We start from the raw sequence: 22,991 nt of genomic DNA, 5'->3' as shown, positions 1-22,991 counted from the left end.
GTGTTGGCAAGAAAAAAGCTGCAGGTAAGGATTGTTGCCATCATGTTACTGCGCTTTTATGTGATGCTTTCCGCAGATCGTCTGAGTCAGGGTGGGCCAGGCAGACATTCAGGCATAAAAAAACCCGCCAGACGGCGGGTTTTTGAAATTCTGACTGTTAACTTACAGGCTGATAACGTTAGCAGCAGATGGGCCTTTAGCGCCTTCGGTGATTTCAAACTCAACGCGCTGACCTTCAGCCAGAGTTTTGAAACCGTTGCTCTGGATAGCAGAGAAGTGTACGAACACGTCTTTGCTGCCATCTTCTGGAGTAATGAAACCGAATCCTTTAGATTCATTAAACCACTTAACGTTACCTTTGATCTTGGACATCTATATTACCTTTACATGAAAAATGGACACTAAACTGTGTCGGCATCTAGTACAGCAATTGCAGGGACATTTGTCCAGCGGCAATTGAATAAAAAGTGATAAATATCGCCTTTTTTTATCGTGGCTCGCCTTTCATGCCCCTCCCGTCGCCACAGCAAAAAGCGGGTTTCAGGTAAAACAGGGCCTTTTTTTTGCATAAACCGTTATAAATTATCGCATTTTCCCAACAGAATCGTCGTAACGCTGCTGCCACCTTATTTTGCTCAACGATTGAGTGAATCTCGTCTCGTTTATTGCATATTGCTATGCCTGTGGGGTCAGGTTGTCTCTGAGCGAACACTCCTCTGACCTGCTGCTCACCCTGCACAGGTAACGGTTCTGACAGGTAAGTTGCTATAGCCTGCTGGTCATCAGTTAAGAAAAATTACTCCGCTAAAAATCAGTGATTACTGACGAGCATGCACTGCCGAAAAACGAGGAGGCGAAATCTGATTACCGACTGGTCAACAGAGGTAAATCGCAGCGGTTGTGGCAAAAAGTCTTGACGACCTCTCAGGAAACAGATGCAGCACCCAGTTGCCATGAGTAACAATAACTCAATGTAATTGATAAAAATTTAATCTTCCATCCATAAAGATAACGCGCATTAATTGTTTAGGATTTTTGATAAATAGATAAGAAATGTTTGTTAGAATGGCTGCCGTTCTATTCGGACATGGAGGGCATAAATGTGGTGATGAAAATTCGCTGCACCGTCTGCGGCAGCGCAAAATTTATTTTTACGGGTGATCCTTTATCAGAGCCAAATTTTCATGGCGCGCGCTGCGGCAACTGTAATAAGCGGCTGACCGCGCGGGATCTGTTACCGAATACGTCACTGGATCCCATTACTCGCTGTCTGGTCTCGCGAGTAAAGAAGGATACGAATACGGGCACCTGAGCGGTGCCCGCGCTCATTCAGAAAATTAACTTAAATACCCCTGTTAGCGTCAGCAGCCCTACGATGAAAATGATGGCGATAATCCACAAAATTATTTTCATATCCTTGTTCCTCTGCCATTAAAAAAACGTTTCAGGATAAGAGTATAGCGTACTGCTGCGTTTCTGCCGGAGCGGCTGTTTGCGGCCGCTGCGAGAAGTTCCTTTTCCAGAAAAGTCTGTTTTATTTCTGAGACAGCGGCCACAGTCGCCGTTTTTTTAGCCGCTTTACGCTTCGTTTCCGCTCCTTTTTCTCACTAAACTTTGTGCGGCAAAGGCAGGCCTCTGCGAGTATGAATGTCAGACGAGTAGAAGGAGAGCGTATGAGCACCATAAATACCAGTATGGGACGATACAGCCTTAAAGCGAAAAACGCAGGCAATCACATTAAAGGATCTTTCGCTATCAATGACGAAGGTGGTACACAGCTCACCATGCAGGAATTTGATGAGCACTACCTTGATGATGTCGTTAACAACGTGATTTACCCGGTGACCGGTGGTAATCGCGAAATTACCCGCGCGTTGCGCGAGCAAATGGTTAAAGCCGGCTTTGAACAGCCGCATTAATCCCTCGCCAGGGCCACACGCTGTGGCCCTTTTCCTCTGCTGAAATCCTCACTTGCCATTGCTGTTTTTTGGGTCGCAGGATGCCATTTCCTCTCGAAAAAAGATGAGCAAGGCGGCCATTTTTATCGTAAACGCTGCGCCGCTACACCCGTTTATACAGGCAACCCGGTTCTGTGCGGGCTGTGAAAGAGAGGCGTGACTGGTCGCCGATCATCTGCCTGCGGTAAACCTGGCGGGACACAATTGCACAGCGTCGGCATGATCTCCAGCGCCAGGCGTTTCTCTGCTCAGGGGCATTGGCAGCTTAATTACTATCCGGTGCTGGAAAAAGAGGCTGGCGCGGTGCTGACCTTTCATGTCCCATCGGCCTTTGGTCGGATCGCGGCTTGTGAAACCACAGAGCAGGTTTCGCGGCCGATCAGCTGATGCTGAACGCCGGGCACAATGCCCGGCATGCTTAGGTTAAATCACCGAGGAAAGCAGCATACAGCCCACCAGACCACACACGGAAATGATCGTTTCCAGCGCGGACCAGGAGCGAATAGTCTCGCCAATTGTCAGGTTGAAATACTCTTTAAACAGCCAGAATCCGGGATCGTTAACGTGAGAGAAGATGACGCTACCCGAGCCGACCGCAATGACCATCAGCTCCGGACTGGCCCCGCTGCTGATAATCAACGGCGCAACGATGCCGCCGGCGGTAATCGCCGCTACGGTGGCAGAGCCAAGCGCAATGCGCAGGACTGCGGCAATTGACCAGGCCATAAAGATCGGTGAAACATTGCTCTCCTGCATCATCGCGGCAATGTATTTATCCACGCCGCTATCCACCAGCACCTGCTTAAACGCCCCCCCACCGCCGATAATCAGCAGCATCATGGCGATGATTTTAATTGAATCGGTGATGGTGCCCATCACCTCATCCATTGTGCGGCCGCGGTTCAGGCCAAAAGTAAAGATAGCGATTAACACGGCAATCAGCGTTGCCATCACCGGGTCACCAAAAAACTCGGCATAAGGCAGTAACGCGTGCCCTTTCGGCAGCACCATCTCCGCCAGCGCGCGCAGCGCCATCAGGACAACCGGTACCAGTGCGGTCCAGACGCTGACACCGAAACCCGGCATCTCTTCTTCGGTAAAGGTTTTCGGATTATAAAGCCCCTCAGGAATTGGCTTATCGATGCTTTTCAGAAAGCGGGCATAAACGGGGCCGGCCAGGATTACCGTTGGAATGCCAAGCAGCGTGCCCCACAGCAGGGTTTTGCCCATGTCGGCGTTAAACAGCGTGGCAATAGCGGTCGGGCCGGGATGAGGCGGCAGAAAGCCGTGCGTTACCGACAGCGCAGCTGCCATTGGCACGCCAACATACAGCAGCGGTACGCGCGCCGAGGCCGCAATACTGAACACCAGGGGCAGCATCAGCACAAATCCCACTTCGTAGAACAGCGCAAAGCCGACAGTGAAGCCGGTCAGCACCAGCGCCCACTGAATATACTGCTTGCCAAATTTTTCAATCAGCGTGGTAGCAATCCGCTGTGCGCCCCCGCAGTCGGCGAGCAGTTTGCCCAGCATGGCCCCAAAGCCCATGATCAGCGCCAGGCTGCCCAGCGTGCCGCCGACGCCATTTTTAATAGAAAGTATGACTTTATTGACCGGCATGCCCTGCATCATGCCGACCACCAGCGCCACCAGAATCAAAGCGATAAATCCATTGAGTTTGAAGCGAATCATCAGCAGCAGCAGTAACGCCACGCCAATCGCCACAATAAGTAATGGCATAGGTTTTCTCCACCTTGCAGACCAGCCAGTGGTCAGCAGCATTTTGTTATCATGGGTCCGAAATGGACGTTGGGTACAGCATCAGAAAAACGAGCTAACAGTCGGACACAACCTGTTACCAGTAACATGTTAAGGGTAACACCATGATGAAAACAGCTCCCCTTCGGGGTTGAATTTCTGTTTTGCGAAGGTGATCAACTTTTCATTCTGGCGTATCCGGAAAGTTCGCTGCAGCCCCCGTTGAGGTTTTCGTTACACTCACCTTTTCCCTGTAAACCTGAGGATAGTGTGGTGAGTGAGAACCTGATTGAGCTGTACAGTAATCAACGAACCCTGTCTGGACGCGGCAGTATCAATAAGCTGATCCCATTGCTGAGCGCTGAACCTCAGCCTACGCTGCTGTTCTGCGGCCGTTCTTTTCTTAATGGGCCAGTTTTCGCGCGCCTGAAGGCCGGATTAAACGATCTTATTATCGGTTATGAAATCGTCACGCATGAAGCGTCACCCGCAGAGATTGATGCCTGGGTCACACGCTGGCGTGGCCATGTCGACCGTGTGGTCGCCATCGGCGGCGGCAGCGTGCTGGATGCGGCTAAAGCCTTCAGCGCCATGATGCAGCATCCTTTACCTGTCGCGCGCTATCTGGAAAAGGTGGGTGATACGCCACTTCAGGCGGTCACCCTGCCGCTGATTGCGGTGCCCACCACCGCCGGTACCGGTAGTGAAGCAACCCAGAACGCCGTAGTGACCGACCAGCATGACATCAGGGTTAAAGCGTCGTTACGCCATCCGGTTTTTGTTCCTCCGGTCGCCATTCTGGATGCCGATCTGCTTAAGGGCGCGTCGGACAAGGTGCTGGCAACCTGCGGCATTGACGCCTTTACCCACCTGTTTGAAGCCTTTCTCTCCAGCAAAGGCAATCTCTTTACCCAACAGCTGGCACTCACCGGACTGCGCCAGTTTGTGCAGGCGTGGCCTGCTCTGAATCGTAGCGACGCAGAAGGCGATGCGGCGCGTGAAGCCATGATGATGGCGTCATGGCTGGGTGGCGTCTGCCTGAGCAGCGCCGGTCTGGGCGTGATTCATGGTCTGGCGGGCGAACTGGGCGCAATCAAACCCTGGCATCATGGCGAAGTGTGCGGCCGCCTGCTTTTTCCCTTCCTCGATCTGCTGGCAGAGAGCCAGCATCCCACACAGCAGCGACTCATGCAGGAGCTTCAGCAGCAGCTGTTTGGCGAGCAGGCTGGCCAGCCAGCACCTGTTCTGAAGACGTGGCTACAGCAGCAGGCTATCACCGCTTTCTGGCAGGAAACACAGACGCTCAGCCATGCCGAGGCTGAATGGATTCTGGCGCGCGCTAACAGTAAGAATTCGCTGGTGAACTATAGTGAGCAAGAAATGCGCACGATGCTGATGCAGGCGTGGCAGTTCACCCCAGCATAGCGGTAACGGGCAGCGTCGCTGCCCGTTAAGGGATGATTCAGGCAAACGGCGGCTCGCCCGCCAGCATTTTCTCAATAATCTGCAAGACGCCCGCGTCATTATTGGCAGGTGCGGCAAAGCGTGCGGCTTCTTTTACCCGCTGTGGCGCATTCGCCATCGCAAAACTGAACCCGGATTGTTTCAGCATCTCCAGATCGTTACCGCCATCGCCAAATGCCAGCACCTGCGGGTGTTCAATGCCCCAGCGCTGCGCCAGAATAGCCAATCCGTTAGCCTTGTGATGGCCGGGCACAATCAGATCAACAGAACCGTGTCCGCTTGAGGTTGCATCCGCCGCCCCTGCGTGCAGTCGCTGGATATCGGCCATTAACGGCGCAACATAGTCGTCGGAGAGATTGAGCGCAAATTTAAATAGCCGGTCATTGTTGGTCTCGTCCAGTGACGTAATCGCCTTCAGACGATGGCAGTAGTGACGCATTTTCGTCAGCCACTGCTCTTCAACCCCGTCAAAGTAATAGGCGCTTTCGCGGCCGCACAGAATGTAGCGCAGTCCCGGATAGGTGCCGTTTTCGAGCGTATCCAGCACCGACTGAATATCCTCGCGGGAAAAGGCACCGCAGAACAGCTCCTCATCCCCGTCCAGAACCCAGGCACCGTTCTCAGCCACAAACGCGATCTCGCTGGCGATGTCAGGAAAAAAGGATTTCAGCTGATAGTACTGATTACCGCTGGCGACGACAAACCGGATGCCACGCGCCTTCATCTCCTCATAACAGCGCATAAAACGCTGGCGATCGTACTGTTTCTGGTCATTAAGAAAGGTGCCATCCATATCAACTGCCACCATTTTTACCGCTGTCATCTCGACTCCTTTATCAGGCGAAAGGGAACAGTGTGGAAGCAAAGCATAGCCTGGTACAGGTGACAAAAAGAGGAAGAGCTGCACGCGTGGACAGCCGGTTTTCACGGAAAGCGCATAAAAGGGCAGCCTGGGCCGCCCTTTTCAGTGACTCAGTTAAACGCGTTGCTCAGAACCAGCGAGGTAATGATGCCGGTTGCTGCGGCAATTAGCACATAGTTGCCGTCGATGTCAGACCAGTACTCACCACGAGGAGGTTCAGGTAAGCGATGCGCTCGCCAGTCGTCAATACGGTAGTGAGGACCGCGATACTCACGCGGCATTGGGTGACCGCGACGGAAATCGTGTCCGTTCCAGGCAAAGTGATCGCGATCGCCGCGATGAGGGTCGCGCGGCCCTTCGGCAAAGCGGTCATGCCGCGGGCCACGATCCGGCCCCGGTCCGTGCGGGCCGTGTCCACGATCGTCGTGACGATCGCCGTCATGCGGGTGCCATTGCTGGCCATGGTGATCGCCCGGACCATCAGCCCAGGAAACCGTAGAAATCAGCGAGCTGCATGCAATAAAAGTTGCGATAACGCGTAATGTGATTTTTTTCATTATAACCTCCAGTGGCAACAGCGAGAGTTGCGCCGTTAACCGCTAATATCGACTATCTGCCGGCCGGAATAAATCTCTAAAACTCTTAAATATCTGTAACTTACAGACTATTACTCTGTTTAGCAGTTCCTTAACAGTCTGGAGAGATTATGGAGAAGAGTTGATGTGAGGCCGTCGCACAGAAAAGTCGCTAAGGGATTTCTGACCCTGGCCAGGCCGCTTTACAGCGCTATTTTTCAGACGCAAGGGATAAGAAAAGGAAATGAAAAACCCGATCGAAACCGACCGGGGGAATGACTATTCCTGAATACCGAATACCGGCTAATCCTTGCCAAACCAAGGGAATAAACTGAAAGGTACAACACCACATCACTAGCGTTGAGCAATAATAATAACACTCTTGTTTCAAATTAAGGATATATAAAAGCAACAATTAAGATATTTCTTTATCCTTTTCTGCAGCCGCATACTTATTTTGCACTAAAAATAAGGCGCTCGCGCAATATAACCTCCCAGCCAGCGTCCGCGCCCTGCAAACAGGTCTGAGGTCTGAACACATTGCCCTTTTAAATAATGCGTTTATCGGTTCGATAACCCCCGGAGTGCTCCTTTTACTCGTCGTCATCGTGATTTATCGGCCGACAACAAACGGGTATGCATTGCAGTATCGCTCGCAGCGCGCGCCTGTAGCGTCTGCCCCTCTCTCTTTCGCCACCTCTTTTCACTTTCCTGACGTTTTATTCCCGCTTTTCTTACGCCCGCTAAATAAATTAAAAAAGAAACGTGACGGGACAAAGGCATGACATTTTTTAAGCCTGCGAACAGCGTTAACGCAGACTCATCCCGCTCTTTTCAGGGGAGCATACGAAAAGCGGGCACTTCTAGTCCAGATATCGCGGTAGCTCATCGAGCGCCAGCGAAGAGAAATAATAGCCCTGAAGTCCAAAAAGCGGTATATGCTCCAGCGCCGCTAAATCCTCTTTATTCTCTACACCTTCCACAATAATTTGCGGGCAATAACGTTGAATATTCTTCATTAACACCGGAAATATCGATTTATCTTTTTGCTCCCAGAAAAATCGTTTGTCAATTTTCACCGCCTCAAACAGCCCGGTATAGAGCGCCTCCAGATTGGCGAAGCCGGTGCCGAGATCGTCGAGGATAAAACGGAGACCACGGCGTTTAAGATGTTGCAGCGTCTGACGCGCCGCGCGATCGCGCAAAAAATCGATATTCTCTGAAACCTCCAGCCAAATCACGCTGGAGCAGCTGAACAACCAGCTCAACCGGGCATCGTCCTCCAGCAACTGCACCATATCGCGGTCGATATTAATACTGATGAACAGGCTGCGTTGTTCCAGCAGCGAGACGACCGTAGACAATGCAGTGAGCTGCTCAAACAGCAGATGACTTTTTTCCTCGTGTGGCATGTTCTCAATTACCATAAAGGGATTGCGCGACTTGCCTGCTTCAGAGGTATAGCGCGTCAAGAGTTCAAACCCGATAAAGGTACCGGCCGGAGACATGACCGGCTCGAGGATAAATTTTTTATTCAGCGTTGAAGCCAAAGAGTGTGTAGTCATAAACACCTCGGGCAAAGCCCAAATGGCAGCGGTGAGATACCCGGGATCGTTAACAGCCTCCCAGTGGTAGTAAACGCTCGCCAGGTTAATGGTCTGTCGCGCACTCCCTGTTGCGTCGTTTATCCCGCACGGGGCGAAATAAGCGCGCGAATTTCAGCATTTTTTTGGGTTTTGGCAAGCTTTTTCAGCTGGTGGCGTCAAAGACACATGTGAAACAAAGGTTATTGTCAGATAAAAACAGGGCTGGTTTAAGGGTAGCGAAAAAAAGCATGACGGAAAGGGTAAACAGCCGCACGTATACGCGCGGCATAACCCATCAGGGATAGCTTAGCGTGACGGGCGCATCCGGCAGTCGGGTAAAACGCGTCACCAGAGTATGATAATCCGCTGTGGGATTCAGGCTGGCAAACTGGGCTGGATAGAGATCCTTTGCCAGAATCTCCATGCCAATAATGTTGTAAGGATGATTATAAAAATGGTGATAGACACCGTAGACGCGGCCACGCTGCACCGGTGCAATCTGCTTCAGCCCGGTGCGGTTTAACAATCCGCTAAAGGTGGCAGAAACCTCTGCGGCAGTGGTGTTGTAGCCAAACGGCAGCACGCCCGCATTGGGACGTTTAGAGCCGGTCATAATATAGACGTCCGGCTTCATGGCGATGATCTTCTCCAGCGAGACGAAGCCAGCGTTGCCGGGCAACAGCGCAGAACCGATGTTTTTACCGCCGACCGCCTCGACCAGCCCTCCCCAGCCGTTGTGCCCATGAGTAAAGCAGCAATTGTCACTGTTACCCGCAATCGGCTCGATAAATACCGTGGGTTTCCGGGCAATTTTGCTAATAGTGGTATCAAGCTGCTGCAAGCGCTGCTGATAAAAACCGGTGTATTCCGCTGCCTCTTTCTCACGATTGAGCACGCTACCCAGTAGCGTCACGCTGCGCGCGGTATTCTCTTTCGGATGGAGTTCATAATCGATAAACAGCACCGGAATATTGAGGCCTTTCAGCGTGTCCAGCACGCCGGACTGCTGTAGCGCAGATTTTGCGCGCAGCTGCGCAATCATCAGATCGGGTTTCTGCGCCAGGACGCTCTCCAGGTTAACCTGCCCCTGATCGTTAAAGCCCATATCGACAATGTTTGTCGCCTGCGGCCAGCGCTGTTTAAGTAGATCCCAGGTCTGCGTATCCTGCTTTTTCGGCAGGTTATTCCACGCCACGACGCGTTTGAAGGGATTGTCGCGATCCAGCAGCGCCAGCGCCAGCACATCGCGTCCATCCTGCAGGATGACATGCTGTGGCTCATGGTCGAGCCTGATGGTTTTGCCATCCAGGTCGGTCACCTGCAACGGATAGGTGGTTGCGCCACAGGCCGTCGATGCCAGCATTCCCGCCAGCAGAAATCCCTTTTTCATTGTTTACTACCTCAGTAACTAATAATTATTCTCAATAAAGCTAACATGTTGCCTGGTGAGAAAGCTACTCCGACGCGACAGGCCCGCCGAGAGCGGGCGCGTAGGGTTTAGTTAAACAGGGAATAGAAGATAGCGGAGATTGCCACCAGCCCTGTCAGCACCACAAACAGGTTGCTGATGTGACCACTGTATTTGCGCATTGCGGGGACTTTATGAATGGCATACATCGGCATCAGGAACAGGATCACCGCAATAACCGGCCCGCCAAGCGTTTCAATCATGTCGAGGATGCTCGGGTTCCAGCTTGCTACCAGCCAGGTGCTGAGCAGCATAAACAGCGCCGTAATGCGGTTAAGTCTGGCAGGCGCTACGGTTTTGCCACGGCTTTGCAGCGTTTTATTGACCAGACCGTTGAACCCTTCGCGCGCGCCCAGATAGTGGCCGAGGAAGGATTTGGTGATCGCCACAATAGCGATGACCGGGCCGAGCCAGGCAATAACCGGTACGTTAAAGTGATTAGCCAGGTAGGAGAGAATCGAGATGTTTTGCGCTTTTGCCGCGGCCAGATCCTCTGGCGACAGGCTAAGCACACAGCTGAACACGAAAAACATCACCGTGGCAACCATCATCAGGTGGGAACAGGCCAGGATACGTGAGCATTTGCGCTCCGCCTTGTCACCATACTCAGCGCGTTTAGCCACGGCAAACGAAGAGATGATCGGCGAGTGGTTAAAGGAGAAGACCATCACTGGAATGGCCAGCCACAGCGTCATCCAGAGACTATTGCCCCCCTCATGGTGCCAGGAGAGCGTTTGCAGCGCCGCTCCGTGCCAGTGGGGAATGAGATAGACCGCCAGCAGCATCAGCACGGCAACAAACGGGAACACCAGAATACTCATCGCTTTCACAATCATCTGTTCCCCGAAGCGCACCACCGTCATCAGACCGATAATCAGGATCAGCGACAACAGTACGCGCGGCGGCGATACCAGACCCAGCTGATGTTCAATAAAGCTCTCAACGGTGTTAGTGATCGCTACGCTGTACATCAGCAGGATAGGAAAGATAGCGAAGAAGTAGAGCAGCGTAATGACCTTACCCGCCCCGGCCCCGAAGTGCTCCTCCACGACATCGGTAATATCCTCGCCCGCGTGCTTACCCGAAAGCACAAAGCGGGTCAGCGCACGGTGGGAGAAGTAAGTCAGAGGAAAGGCGAGTATTGCCATGATGATCAGCGGCAGTAATCCACCTACGCCAGCATTGATGGGCAGAAACAGTACGCCTGCGCCGATAGCCGTGCCGTAGAGTCCCAGCATCCAGGTGGTGTCGGATTTGCGCCAGCCACGGTCTGCGCGCGTCTCAGCGGCAGCGGTAAGCGTGCCGGTTTGTGTGGTTTTCATCTGCCTGTCCTGTCCTCATAACATCAATGCCACCGACGACAGGTGTGCGTCGGCAGCCACATTGCCGCCCAGCCCTCCACGCCCGCTGGTTGAGAGCGTGGAGAGAGGCGCTGCAACAAAAACAATCGCCTGACCGTCAAGTGAGTAAACGATTGCGCAGGATTTTTACACACCTTGACGACAGGCTTCAACCGCCATGCATTAATCATGCATATTTAGGGCAGATATTGCCGTTCGCAAGCTCTGCGCCGCAACCTGCTCCCTGCGTGCCGCCTGAATTTTTAAACGAAACCACTAAGAGGCATTACAAACCCCGCCGCGCGTTCTATAGTTCATCCGCAACACTTAACCCTGAGGTTTATGCATGCGTGTTAAAGGATTAAATATCGGTTTCTTTATCGTGATTCTGGCGATTGTGACCGTGGCTTTTTTTGATGTACTGGCCCCCTATTTTTCCCCCATTCTCTGGGCAGCCATCCTGGCAGTGATTTTTGCGCCGCTCAAAACCTGGCTGCGGCGCAAGATGGGCGATCGCAATGGGCTGGCATCATTAATTACCCTGTTGGTCATCTGCCTGATCGTCTTTACGCCACTGGCGATTATTGCCTCGTCGCTGGTGGTCGAGATCAATACCGTCTATCTCAAACTGCAGAGTAATTCGGCGCAGTTTCCAACGGTATTTGCCGATCTGCTTCAGCACCTGCCTGACTGGCTACGTAATTTTCTTTCGGAGCACCAGCTTAACAATGCCACGCAGATCCAGCAGAAGCTTTCAGGCTTCGCGCTGAAGGGTGGGCAGTATATGGCGGGCAGCGTTTTCCTGATCGGCAAAGGCACCTTTACCTTTACCGTCGGCTTTGGCGTCATGCTCTACCTGCTCTTTTTCCTGCTGAAGGATGGCTCCTACCTGGTGCACCTGATTCTGGAGGCGCTGCCGCTCTCAACCTATGTCAAACATCATCTGTTTATGAAGTTTGCAGCGGTGTCACGCGCCACGGTAAAAGGCACGGTGGTGGTCGGCGTTGTGCAGGGGATCCTGGGCGGCCTGGCATTCTGGTTTGTCGACATTGATGGCAGCCTGCTATGGGGCGCACTGATGGCTTTTCTGTCACTGATCCCTGCGGTGGGCTCGGCGATTATCTGGGTGCCAGCAGCGGTATTCTTCTTTGCGACAGGTGCGCTGTGGAAAGGGCTGTTCCTGGTCGGTTTTTTCGTGGTCGTTGTCGGGCTGGTGGACAATATTTTACGTCCGCTGCTGGTGGGGAAAGATACCAAGATGCCTGACTACCTGATCCTGATCGCTACCCTGGGCGGTATGGAGATTTACGGCATTAACGGTTTCGTGATCGGCCCGCTGATCGCCGCCCTCTTTATCGCCTGCTGGAACCTGCTGTCCGGCAAGGACAACCGTGATAACGTCGAAGAGATTGACGAAGAGTTTATCGAGGAAGGCAAAAAGCTCTCGGACGATGCCGCCATCGAGAACCAGCGTCTCTAGGGCTTGTGGCAGGAAAGCGTTGTCTCGCGTTGCGCCTTCCTGCCCGCCCGTTTCGCCTCAATACGCCCCCTTCCCGAGGGCGCAGGTTACGGGCCCGTCGGCAAACAACAGGGCGGCCTATTTACAGCCCTTCAGACCCTCAGTGAATGGCGCTGGTATTGCCGTGCCAGTGGTTATAGAGGCGCAGCGCTGCGGGCTGAATCTCATCGGTGCTTTGCAGGTAGGCAATTTCATCCATGCTGTCGAGCTTCTCAACCTCATCGATATCACCATGCAGCGCAATCGCCTGGAGTGATGGCTGTAGCGCGGCAGGCAGTTCAGGCCACTCGGCCAGCGCCACGCCGGTCATGTAGCCAAAGCACCACTCTTCCACCACCAGCAGCTCCCGACCGTCCATTTCCCGGTAGCCGAACAGTGGCTCAAACTGCTCCGGATAGAGGCTGAGACGCTCGGCAATGTCGTTCATCATCTGCGCGGCCAGCGTATTGAAGCGCTGTTCATCGGCGGGATCTTCCCAGTCCGGCGGCGTTTCCCCCCAGATTACCGGCTTCATTGCATCCAGCGACAGCGGTGACGGGCTGGAGAGCGCCGCAGTGAAAAGTCCATCCAGCTCGCTGATGTCCATCAGGCCATCTTCGCTATCGTGCTCCATCAACACGTCCTCCATCCACTCGATTTCGTCTGCGTTCAGTGGGCCAGTAGCCATGGTAATTCCTCTTATGGTGTTTCGAAGACAGGGGGGTCACGCCATCGGGCTGACCCACAGCCAGTATGATGAGAGACAGGCCCTCATTACGGGGTAAGTTTAGCTGCGGCTAGTGTGCCTGAGCGCGAAGGCGAAGCCAACAAAGCGTTGGATCAGCGCAGGCGGAGAAAAAATGCCGTGTACTCTTTTTCGCCAGCTTGAAGCCGATCACGGATTCGATAACCCATGATGACGCCTTGCCTGGCTGTTCCCCCTGTTGCCGTATGGGGTCAGCCGGGAAAAGCGCCTGATTGATGCATAATACACATTAATCCATACGTTAATTGCACTTATTCAAATGCCATTCCTGATCCAGTCTTCATTCACAACAAAGTAATGAATCATTAACATTACACCTACGCTGGAGCTTTTAATGCATATGACCTCTGACTCTTCAACTACGATCCGTCATCGGGCAGGCGCGATTTTTCGCGTTACCTCGGGCAACTTTCTTGAGCAGTTCGATTTTTTCCTGTTTGGCTTTTATGCCACCTATATCGCACATACTTTTTTTCCGGCCAGCAGTGAATTCGCTTCGCTGATGATGACATTTGCGGTGTTTGGCGCAGGTTTTCTGATGCGCCCCATCGGCGCAGTGGTACTGGGTGCCTATATTGATAAAGTGGGCAGACGCAAAGGACTGATTGTCACCCTGTCAATCATGGCGCTGGGCACCTTTCTTATCGTATTTATTCCCTCTTACCAGGCCATTGGCTACTGGGCACCGCTGATTGTATTAGCGGGTCGTTTACTACAGGGCTTTTCTGCAGGGGCAGAACTGGGCGGCGTTTCTGTCTATCTCTCTGAGATTGCCACGCCAGGAAAAAAAGGCTTCTACACCAGCTGGCAGTCAGGTAGCCAGCAGGTCGCGATTATGGTTGCGGCGGCGATGGGCTTCGCGCTGAATGCGCTAATGGAAGAGAGTGCGATTCGCGACTGGGGATGGCGTATTCCTTTCCTGTTTGGCTGCCTGATCGTGCCCTTTATTTTCTTTCTGCGACGTAACCTGGAAGAGACACAGGAGTTCAGCGCACGCCGCCAGCATCCGGAAATGCAGCAGGTATTTAAAACGCTGCTGGGTAACTGGAGAATCGTTATTGCCGGTATGCTGATGGTAGCCATGACCACCACCGCCTTCTATCTCATCACCGTCTATGCCCCTACCTTTGGCAAAAAAGTGTTGATGCTGAGCGCCTCGGACAGCCTGCTGGTCACCCTGCTGGTGGCCGTCTCCAACTTTATCTGGCTACCGATCGGCGGGGCAATATCAGATCGCTATGGCCGTAAACCGGTGCTGATCACCATGGCCCTTATCGCCATCGCAACCGCCTATCCTGCGCTTAAATTTCTGGCGGCCAACGCGAGCTTTTACAGCATGCTGGGTACGCTACTGTGGCTCTCCTTTATCTATGGCCTTTACAACGGCGCGATGATACCGGCGCTGACAGAGATCATGCCGGTTTCTGTCCGGGTCGCGGGCTTCTCGCTGGCCTATAGCCTGGCCACGGCGCTGTTTGGTGGCTTTACCCCCGCCATTTCGACGGCGCTGATTGAACTCACCGGTGATAAAGCTGCTCCCGGCTTGTGGATGAGTTTCGCCGCCGCCTGTGCACTGCTGGCAACCCTGTTTCTCTACAAGCAGGAGGCTGCCCATCCTCATATGGCGAAGAAAAGCCTGGGCTAAGGTATGCCACCGCTCTGGCGCGAGTTCACCTGACGCTAAGGGGTATTGGCCACAATAATCATCTGTTCCAGCTCACCGGCAAGATGAGAGAGTTCTTGTCCGGTGCGCTTCACAATCCCCACCGTGCGGCGCACCGCAGGCTCTGTCAGCATCAGCACGGATAAATACGGGTGATCCGACTTTGGCATCGCCATCGCGGGTACCGCTGCAATACCCAGCCCCGCCTCCACCATCCCGAGTAAAGTGGTAACATGACGCGTCTCACAGACGCCGGGTCGCTCCGGGACAATTCCGGCCAGCGCCTGGTCAAGCACATTACGGTTGCCTGACGTTTTATCGAGGCCGACATAGGGATGCTGATAAAACTCCTGCCAGGTCAGACTGCGTCTGGCTGCCAGCGGATGGTCATGCGGGCAGACCGCCACATACGCCTCATCCACCAGCGGCAGAAACCTGACTTCGGGCTGCGGCGCGCCGGTAAAACTCAAGCCAAAATCGGCCTGCCCGGTGACCACAGCGTCGTAAACTTCTCCGGCGCTGGCGTCGATCAGTTTGATACGCACGCGTGGATAGAGCGTCTGGAACTGCGCAATGACCTTCGGCATAAAGTAGTAGGCGGCGGAAGGCACGCAGGCGACCGTGACCAGGCCGGTGCGGCTGGCATTCATGTCGCCGATTTCAGCCACGGCGCACTCCAGATCCTTCAATAACTGCTGCGCACGCGGGGCAAAATTGCGTCCGGCCATGGTCAGGCTGACCCGACGCGTGGTTCTTTCAAAAAGTTTTACGCCAAGAGAGGTTTCCAGCTTATCAATCCGGCGGCTGAGCGCTGGTTGAGAAATATGGATCGCCTCCGCGGCCGTTTTAAAGCTTTTGAAGGTGGCCAGTGCCTGAAAAGCATAGAGATCGGTAAGGTCAAAATTCAATGCCATCGGCTTCATATTACAGTCAGTTCCAGGTTGCTCATCCAGAGGTCACCATTCTACAGCTATGCGCTACCGTTGCGGGGATCTTTGCACCCGTGACGTTTTTTCGGGTTCGGGGCGACAGGCGTGCATTGCCGTCAGCCGTCAGGTATAAAAAGCGTTCAGCGCATGGCTGCATACTCAGGAGATAACGTGATGGTAAGCAATGAAAGCTGCATTACGAGCGAAGCGGAACTGGAACAGATTTATGGTGCCGTGGCGAAGCCCTCTATAACCAAAGAGACCGACCATCTCCACCCCGCCTATCGCCCCTTTATTGAGGCCGCCACGTTTGTCGCGCTCGCCACGTCCGGGCCGGGTGGTCTTGACGTTTCGCCGAGAGGCGATCCGGCGGGTTTTGTTCAGGTTGAGGATGCAAAGACGCTGCTGTTGCCCGATCGGCGCGGCAATAACCGGCTCGACAGCCTGCGTAATATCCTGCACGACAACCGCGTGGCGCTGCTTTTTCTTATCCCCGGCATTGGTGAAACGCTGCGCGTTAACGGCACCGCGGTAATAACCACTCAGCCAGATTTGCTCAACCGCTTCGCCCTGAATAATCAACCGCCTAAAACAGTGCTGTGCATTACCGTCGACAGCGTGTTTTTTCAGTGCAGTCGCGCCATGATTCGCTCGAAGCTCTGGGATCCCACCAGCCAGATTGCGCGTGATAAACTTCCCAGCCCAGGTCAGATTCTGCATCAGCTTTCTCACGCTGAGATTGACGGCGAGGCGTACGACCAGTCACTGCCTGAGCGGTTAAAAAACACACTGTACTGATATGACTCGCTGTGACGCCCTGACCGCGTCAGGGCTTACTCCCCTCTCCTGCCTGCCTTTTCCGCCATCCCTGTCTGCGCCCGCGCCGCTTATTCATTTTTTTTGATGGTTTAAAGCAATTTTGTCTGCTTTCAACAGCCGACAGACAGGCGCATGATGACCACATCGAGGCAAATCGCCTCACTCAACCTCTAAACACCTAAGGAACCGACCATGAAAACCATCAAAAATTTCGTTTTAATTTCCGCTCTGTCACTGGCGACTTTTGGCAGCTTTGCACAAACCATTACGGCTTCAGCCTCTACGCTTGATGCCGCAGAGGCAAAAATTGCTGCGCAGGCGCACCAGGCGGGCGCATCCTATAAAATCATCGGCGCACGCTTTGACAACGGTGCCTATGTTTCAGCCGAGCTGACAAAATAAGTGTTTCAGAGGCCGCACCTTGCGGCCTTTGGTCTTAAACCTGCCTTCTGATTTGCCTGCTGGTATCTTGCCGCTGACCCCCTTTGCTCTTCCCGCGGCCTTGCCCACGTGCCCGTGCCCGGTGCAGCCTCTTTTTTAGCAAACGGCTGGCCATCCCCGCTGCGCGCTACTTTTTGTCATTCACCGACGGCATAAACAGTGACTGCGTATTTTGAATAAAACGCATCAGGTCGGGGTTATTGCGGCCCTCCTTCCAGCAAAGATAGAGCGAGGTGGTCACGGCAGTGTCGGTAATATCTGACACCGCCACATCCTGACGCAGAAAATCACGCTGCGATGACGGTATAAAGGTGATCCCCATCCCCATCGCCGTCAGATTAATGGCGGTGTTAACGTCACCCGCCCGCACAATTTTTGCCGGGACCAGATCGGCTTCGGTATAGAGACGAAGTACGGCACCGCCCAGCCCGACACCGTCAGGATCCTGCTGGACGATCAGGGTGTGATCCGCCAGATCGCGCAGGCCGATCTGCCTCTCTCTGGCACGGGGATGGTTATCGGGGATCACCACGCTGAGTGCCGTCTGGTGGATCTCCCGACAGGTGATAAAGCGGAAGTCGGGTAGCGGCCCGCGCAGGATCCCTGCATCCAGCTCGCCACTCTTTAACAGGCTAATCTGCTGATTGACGTTATATTCTGTCGGCTCCAGCCGTATCGTCGGGAACTGACGTCTGAAACTGCGCAGCGCGCTGACCAGCAGCGGCTCCAGCACCGCCGTACCGACATAGCCAAGCCGCAGCACCCCCCGGCTACCTGACGCCACCTCTTTGACGGTCGCGCGCAGGTTTTCCAGCCGCTGCACTGTGCGTTCGGCCTCATCAAGTAATAACTGTCCCTCTACCGTCAGGCTGACCTGGCGCTTGTTGCGCTCGAAAAGCTTTACCCCCCAGTTCTGCTCCAGCGACTGAATATGCTGACTCAGCGCAGGCTGCGTCAGACTGACCTCGGCAGCCGCGCGGGCAAAATGGAGGGTGCGCGCCAGCGTAATGAACGATCGAAGTTTAGGGTATTCCACGGGCCACCTGATAATGAAAGCTTATTAATAAAAGCATAATAGCAATTAGATCCTTATTAGTCTGGGCAGTATCTTCTTTTTATCCAGAGAGCCTGCCGGTGCGGACAGGCCCTTCTTCACGCGACATCAGGAGGCTGCATGAGAATTATTGTCGGCATCACCGGTGCGACGGGCGCGCCGCTCGCCGTTACGCTGCTGCGCAAGCTGGCTGCTCTCCCCCATGTAGAGACGCATCTGATCGTCTCGCGCTGGGGGAAAACGACTATCGAACACGAGACGGGATGGCATCTTAACGATGTGAAAGCGCTGGCGGACGTTTACCACAGCGCGGGCGATCAGGCCGCGACGCTCTCTTCGGGCTCCTTTGTAACGGACGGGATGATTATCGTTCCCTGCAGCATGAAAACGCTGGCGGGCATTCGCAGCGGTTATGCTGAAGGGTTGATTGGTCGCGCGGCGGATGTCGTGCTGAAAGAGCAGCGCAAGCTGGTTCTGGTGGCGCGGGAGACGCCGCTTAATACCATCCATCTTGAAAATATGCTCGCCCTCTCGCGCATGGGCGTCAGCATCATTCCCCCTGTGCCCGCCTGGTACAACCATCCCGAAACGATCGCAGATGTGGAAAACCATATTGCCGGTCGCGTGCTTGACCAGTTTGGGCTGGACACCCCGGGATCCACACGCTGGCAGGGTCTTGCCCGCTAAGCGCCTGGCTGAACGTTAATTTGTTTCAGGAGAAAAACTATGACAGACACATCGCCTCACGTCGCAGACGGCAAGAGCTTCAACCTCCGCGACGCCATCAGCCTGTTACAGCAGTACGACGGCGAATACATTGAAACCAGCGAACCGGTTGATCCCGCAGCGGAGCTGTCGGGCGTTTATCGCTACATCGGCGCAGGCGGGACGGTTATGCGCCCGACGCGTACCGGACCGGCGATGGTGTTCAATAACGTAAAAGGCTACGCGGATTTTCGCGTCCTGATTGGGTTGCTGGCATCACGTCAGCGAGTCGCGCGCCTGCTGGGCGTACCGAAAGAAGCGCTGGCGCAGCGTCTGCGCGACGCTGTGCATCAGGCCATTGCGCCGGTAGTCATTCCCCGTGAGAAAGCCCTCTGCCAGGAAGTGGTTCATCTGGCGTCTGATGACGGCTTTGATATTCGCACCCTGCTGCCTGCGCCGACCAATACGCCCGAAGATGCAGGCCCCTACTTTACGCTCGGCATGTGTTACGCCGCCGATCCAGAAACGGGAGAGCATGACGTGACTATTCATCGCCTCTGCGTGCAGGGTAAAGATGAGATCTCCATGTATTTCGTTCCAGGTCGCCACCTTGACCAGTTTCGCATCAAAGCAGAGCAGGCTGGCAAGGCGCTGCCGATTACTGTCAGCATCGGCGTCGATCCGGCGATTGAAATTGGTGCCTGTTTTGAACCGCCTACGACGCCGCTGGGCTTTGACGAACTGTCGATTGCTGGCGGATTACGCGGACATGCAGTGGAGCTGGTACAGGGCGTCGCGGTCAATGCACGCGCTATTGCTAATGCGGAGATTGTCATTGAGGGCGAGCTGATGCCGGATTATCGCGTGCAGGAAGATCAGCATACGCACAGCGGCAAAGCGATGCCGGAATTTCCAGGTTATACCGGTGAAGCGCAGGCGGCGGTGCCGGTCATCAAAGTTAAAGCCGTTACGCACCGTAAAAATCCGATTCTGCAAACCTGCATTGGTCCCAGCGATGAGCATACCAATCTCGCCGGTATTCCCACGGAGGCGAGTATCCTGGATATGGTCGAGCGCGCGCTGCCGGGATTAGTGAAAAATGTCCACTGCCCCTCTCCCGGCACCGGCAAATATATGGCCGTGTTGCAGATCAACAAGCGCGGCCCGCAGGATGAAGGCCGTCAGCGCCAGGCGGCACTGCTGGCTTTCTCCGCCTTCTCAGAGCTTAAGCATGTCTTCCTGGTGGATGAAGATGTCGATATTTTCGACCTCAGCGATGTGATCTGGGCCATGACTACCCGCTATCAGGCCGATGTGGATACGGTATTCATCCCCGGCGTGCGCTGCCATCCGCTCGATCCGTCGCAGGACCCCGCTTTCAGCCCTTCTATCCGGGCACCGGGGATCACCTGCAAAACCATTTATGATTGCACCGTGCCATGGGATCTAAAAGGTCACTTCCAGCGCTCTCAGTTTATGGAGGTGGATGTGAATCGCTTTGTTCCCGGCTTTACGGAAAGCATGAAATAAAAGCAGGGGAGCGCGCCTCCCTTCCTGCCTGGCCGGATAGCGTTATCCGGCCACGAGGATCAGTCCAGCTGAACAATGCTGATCACCACGCGCCGGTTCAGGTGACTTTCCGGTTCAGCCCCCCAGCAAAAACCCGCCCAGTGCTCGCAAAACTCGTCCCATCCCCTTACGCGCTCCAGCTTTCGGTCCTGCCAGGCAGCGTTGTAGACGTAAACAAAGTGTCCCGGATCGCGCAGCGCCCATGCAATCATGCCTTCCCACATTACACGCGCTGCATTCGTTTGCGCGCTGTCCGTAATAATCACCGAGTATGTTTGCAGAAAGTAGCGGAAGAAACGACGGGCAATGCCGTGCACCGCCTGTTCATGTTCAGGCTGGCGGGTGCGCCACACCATGACCTGAATACAGGCGCGCTCCGGCGAGGTGAAATCCTGAGTCTCATCCAGCCTGACGGCATAGACCGTTTCCGGCTCAGCCTCACAGGTTACCATCCGGTACTGCTTTTCATCGGGACAGCTGACCAGCCGGTAGCCAAACGGCAGCGTGAAGCCGGGTAACATAAAATCGACGTAGCGACGTGAAAGAAAATCCCGCGTATTAATTTTATTCGTGGTTTCAGGACTCAGGACCTGATTAAAACTGGTGTCGGGGATAATGATTGGCATCTCATCGTCTGCTGTGGATTTCTTCACGGGCTCTCCTCTGGTGCCGGAGCGTTTAGGGAACGTCCAGAAGTGTAGACGAAATTTTAGCTCTCTCCCTCTTTGAGTCCGCATCAGGGCCAGCGAAGAGGCTGGCTCTGCTGTGGGCCTTGCCGCAGGAAAAGCCGTTCTGCAACGATGGTAAATCAGCGTATGGCGCTAAAAAGCAGAGAATTCCTCTGCCTTATGACTCTGGCCAGATATTTCATTTTGTTACTGACTTGACCGAACCGGGATGTAGTGACCAGGCTTAAAGCGTACCGAAACACATCAGACGATGCGTTTCAAACACCGTAACCAGGATGGAGGCAAGATGGTAAACAAATCAGAAATTTTGGATCATGCTCAGGTTGTAGACGTTAACGGCGAACACGTTGGTATCGTTGACCATTTTGAAGGCGAAGACAAAATCAAGCTTGCTAAAAGCGACCCGGAAGCGGGTGGAAAACACCACATCATTCCTTTTAGCTGGGTGAAAGAGGTGGACGATAACAAAGTTATCCTGTCCAAATCAAAAGCAGATGTGGAAAACGAGTGGCAGTCTGCATAAGTTATGCAATCTGGCCGCGACCTCAGCGTCGCGGCTCTGCTGCTGGCATTTAACGCTAAGCGCAAGCCATCAGGGCACCAGCCGGTTTAATGCGCGCTAAAGCGATGCCAGCCACTTTTCTTATGCATCGGGTATCGCCTTGATACAGCCGTTTCATCGGCTCCCTCACCCTGTCGCCCCTCCTTTTCCTTGCTATCTTCTGTGCCAGTAAAGCCTGTAATGCCTTTGTCCGGTTCTTTTCATCGCTCTGCTTTTAAAAAAAAGCGTGACCTGCTACTCCTCCCTGAGTCGCCTTGATGATTATCTCATCCTGAAAACAACACCCCAACAACTTACATAACAAAAAAACACCTTTTCGTTACATCTTTGTATGAAAAGCATCCGGTTTCACATAGCGAAACGGTGTTGTACTGTGTAAAATTGCGCAGCTACCCCCCGATCGTTTTTAAAAACAGCTATCAGAGCGGCGATCTCTGTGCGGATCAGGGCTGTGCAAATAAATCATTGAGATTGTTTACTATTCCCTTGAGTAATTAAGGGGTGAGCAAGGAAAACGGGCACAGAGCAACAGGCCTTTGTGCTGAGGACAGACTAGATGAAATCTAAAGAGCATCAGGTAAAAACATCCAGAAGAACCTTTCTGCGGAAAGCGTTTTCAGTTATTCCCGTTACCGCTATTGCAGGAACAACGGCCGTCAGCGCCATTGCGTCTGCCACATCCGTAAAAGAAACCAGCGAGACATTTCATTACGTTCCCGTTTTTTTTAATAACGACGAGTGGCGCTTTATTTTATCCGCTACCGATCGGCTCATCCCTGAAGACGAACTGGGTCCCGGTGCGGTAAGTGAAGGCGTTCCCGTTTATATCGATAAGCAAATGGAACTGCCCTATGGCCATGGCTCTCTCTGGTATATGCAGCCCCCTTTCCAGGCGTCCATTCCTGAAATGGGCTACCAGACCAACCTGGTTCCCCGCGATATTTACCGCAGAGGCATTGCCAGCCTGAATAAATATTGCATGGAAAACCATCAGGCCAGCTTTGCCGATCTCGATAAAGAAAAACAGGACGCCATTCTGCATGGTTTAGAGTCAGGCGAAATAAAACTGGCGTCCGTATCAGGTCAGTTATTTTTCTCTCAGCTGCTTCAGAACACTAAAGAGGGATATTTAGCTGACCCGGTTCACGGTGGAAACCAGACGATGGCCTCCTGGAAACTCATTGGCTTCCCTGGCGCACGTGCGGACTTTATTCAGGTAATGGAGAATCCCGATACGCCTTATCCGTTAGGTCCCGTAAGTATTTCTGGTAAGTATGGTGCATAA

Annotated in this window: 21 protein-coding genes; 10 read left to right on the top strand and 11 right to left on the bottom strand. The window is 53.7% G+C overall.

Annotated features, from left to right (window positions below; genetic code table 11):
- Positions 1-162: 162 nt before the first annotated feature.
- Entirely contained in the window at positions 163-372 is a 210-nt protein-coding gene (gene cspE, locus HP564_RS10115) for a transcription antiterminator/RNA stability regulator CspE (protein ID WP_033751857.1), read from the bottom strand.
- 1,301 nt (positions 373-1,673) lie between these two features.
- On the opposite strand from cspE, the gene HP564_RS10110 reads away from it, so the two are divergent.
- Positions 1,674-1,919: a hypothetical protein gene (locus HP564_RS10110; protein WP_371242599.1), complete on the top strand. Its 246-nt coding sequence runs from the start codon at positions 1,674-1,676 to the stop codon at positions 1,917-1,919.
- A 462-nt stretch (positions 1,920-2,381) separates the two neighbouring features.
- On the opposite strand, the gene gntT is transcribed toward HP564_RS10110, so the two are convergent.
- On the bottom strand, positions 2,382-3,698 hold the full coding sequence (gntT, locus tag HP564_RS10105; protein WP_371242597.1) for a gluconate transporter: 1,317 nt from the start codon (positions 3,696-3,698) through the stop codon (positions 2,382-2,384).
- Between the two features lie 291 nt (positions 3,699-3,989).
- Between gntT and HP564_RS10100 the strand changes: the two genes are divergently transcribed.
- Entirely contained in the window at positions 3,990-5,141 is a 1,152-nt protein-coding gene (locus HP564_RS10100) for an iron-containing alcohol dehydrogenase (RefSeq protein ID WP_371242595.1), read from the top strand.
- 37 nt (positions 5,142-5,178) lie between these two features.
- Here the strand turns inward: HP564_RS10100 and HP564_RS10095 are convergent, their stop codons facing one another.
- From HP564_RS10095 to HP564_RS10075, 5 genes are all read right to left on the bottom strand, one after another.
- Complete coding sequence (locus tag HP564_RS10095; RefSeq protein ID WP_371242593.1) at positions 5,179-6,003, bottom strand: Cof-type HAD-IIB family hydrolase; 825 nt, start codon at positions 6,001-6,003, stop codon at positions 5,179-5,181.
- Positions 6,004-6,152: 149 nt separating this feature from the next.
- Positions 6,153-6,599, bottom strand: coding sequence for an RcnB family protein (locus tag HP564_RS10090; protein WP_371242592.1), 447 nt, complete (start codon positions 6,597-6,599; stop codon positions 6,153-6,155).
- Positions 6,600-7,480: 881 nt separating this feature from the next.
- Entirely contained in the window at positions 7,481-8,182 is a 702-nt protein-coding gene (locus HP564_RS10085) for an EAL domain-containing protein (RefSeq protein ID WP_371242591.1), read from the bottom strand.
- 316 nt (positions 8,183-8,498) lie between these two features.
- Complete coding sequence (locus HP564_RS10080) at positions 8,499-9,593, bottom strand: ABC transporter substrate-binding protein (protein ID WP_371242589.1); 1,095 nt, start codon at positions 9,591-9,593, stop codon at positions 8,499-8,501.
- Positions 9,594-9,700: 107 nt separating this feature from the next.
- Complete coding sequence (locus tag HP564_RS10075) at positions 9,701-10,993, bottom strand: HAAAP family serine/threonine permease (protein WP_371242588.1); 1,293 nt, start codon at positions 10,991-10,993, stop codon at positions 9,701-9,703.
- 364 nt (positions 10,994-11,357) lie between these two features.
- Between HP564_RS10075 and HP564_RS10070 the strand changes: the two genes are divergently transcribed.
- Positions 11,358-12,491: an AI-2E family transporter gene (locus HP564_RS10070; RefSeq protein ID WP_371242587.1), complete on the top strand. Its 1,134-nt coding sequence runs from the start codon at positions 11,358-11,360 to the stop codon at positions 12,489-12,491.
- A gap of 139 nt (positions 12,492-12,630) precedes the next feature.
- Here HP564_RS10070 and HP564_RS10065 read toward each other — a convergent pair whose 3' ends face one another.
- Entirely contained in the window at positions 12,631-13,197 is a 567-nt protein-coding gene (locus HP564_RS10065; protein ID WP_371242585.1) for a UPF0149 family protein, read from the bottom strand.
- Between the two features lie 418 nt (positions 13,198-13,615).
- Between HP564_RS10065 and HP564_RS10060 the strand changes: the two genes are divergently transcribed.
- Positions 13,616-14,920: an MFS transporter gene (locus HP564_RS10060; protein WP_371242752.1), complete on the top strand. Its 1,305-nt coding sequence runs from the start codon at positions 13,616-13,618 to the stop codon at positions 14,918-14,920.
- A 35-nt stretch (positions 14,921-14,955) separates the two neighbouring features.
- Here the strand turns inward: HP564_RS10060 and HP564_RS10055 are convergent, their stop codons facing one another.
- Positions 14,956-15,852, bottom strand: a complete 897-nt coding sequence (locus HP564_RS10055; protein ID WP_371242749.1) for a LysR substrate-binding domain-containing protein — start codon at positions 15,850-15,852, stop codon at positions 14,956-14,958.
- Between the two features lie 189 nt (positions 15,853-16,041).
- On the opposite strand from HP564_RS10055, the gene HP564_RS10050 reads away from it, so the two are divergent.
- Both HP564_RS10050 and HP564_RS10045 read left to right on the top strand, forming a co-directional pair.
- The gene (locus HP564_RS10050; protein WP_371242747.1) at positions 16,042-16,665 is read left to right on the top strand and encodes a pyridoxamine 5'-phosphate oxidase family protein; all 624 of its coding nucleotides are present in this window, start codon (positions 16,042-16,044) and stop codon (positions 16,663-16,665) included.
- Positions 16,666-16,878: 213 nt separating this feature from the next.
- Positions 16,879-17,088, top strand: coding sequence for a DUF1471 domain-containing protein (locus HP564_RS10045; protein WP_371242584.1), 210 nt, complete (start codon positions 16,879-16,881; stop codon positions 17,086-17,088).
- 166 nt (positions 17,089-17,254) lie between these two features.
- On the opposite strand, the gene HP564_RS10040 is transcribed toward HP564_RS10045, so the two are convergent.
- Positions 17,255-18,163 carry a LysR family transcriptional regulator gene (locus HP564_RS10040; RefSeq protein ID WP_371242583.1) on the bottom strand — a complete coding sequence of 303 codons (909 nt, stop codon included), beginning with the start codon at positions 18,161-18,163 and terminating at the stop codon, positions 17,255-17,257.
- A 138-nt stretch (positions 18,164-18,301) separates the two neighbouring features.
- Here HP564_RS10040 and HP564_RS10035 point away from each other — a divergent pair, with 138 nt between their 5' ends.
- Positions 18,302-18,868, top strand: a complete 567-nt coding sequence (locus HP564_RS10035) for a UbiX family flavin prenyltransferase (RefSeq protein WP_371242581.1) — start codon at positions 18,302-18,304, stop codon at positions 18,866-18,868.
- Between the two features lie 39 nt (positions 18,869-18,907).
- A complete protein-coding gene (locus tag HP564_RS10030) occupies positions 18,908-20,416 on the top strand; it encodes a UbiD family decarboxylase (RefSeq protein ID WP_371242579.1) in 1,509 nt (502 codons plus the stop codon).
- 59 nt (positions 20,417-20,475) lie between these two features.
- Here HP564_RS10030 and HP564_RS10025 read toward each other — a convergent pair whose 3' ends face one another.
- Positions 20,476-21,108, bottom strand: a complete 633-nt coding sequence (locus tag HP564_RS10025) for a hypothetical protein (protein ID WP_371242577.1) — start codon at positions 21,106-21,108, stop codon at positions 20,476-20,478.
- A gap of 322 nt (positions 21,109-21,430) precedes the next feature.
- Here HP564_RS10025 and HP564_RS10020 point away from each other — a divergent pair, with 322 nt between their 5' ends.
- Both HP564_RS10020 and HP564_RS10015 read left to right on the top strand, forming a co-directional pair.
- Positions 21,431-21,667 (top strand): DUF2171 domain-containing protein, encoded by a 237-nt coding sequence (locus tag HP564_RS10020; RefSeq protein ID WP_371242575.1) that lies wholly within the window; start codon positions 21,431-21,433, stop codon positions 21,665-21,667.
- 595 nt (positions 21,668-22,262) lie between these two features.
- Complete coding sequence (locus HP564_RS10015) at positions 22,263-22,991, top strand: gluconate 2-dehydrogenase subunit 3 family protein (RefSeq protein WP_371242573.1); 729 nt, start codon at positions 22,263-22,265, stop codon at positions 22,989-22,991.

Source organism: Pantoea sp. KPR_PJ (assembly GCF_041386365.1).
Taxonomy (GTDB): domain Bacteria; phylum Pseudomonadota; class Gammaproteobacteria; order Enterobacterales; family Enterobacteriaceae; genus Pantoea.
Note: the sequence above shows the minus strand (reverse complement) of the source record. Positions and strands in the feature narration are given on the sequence as shown.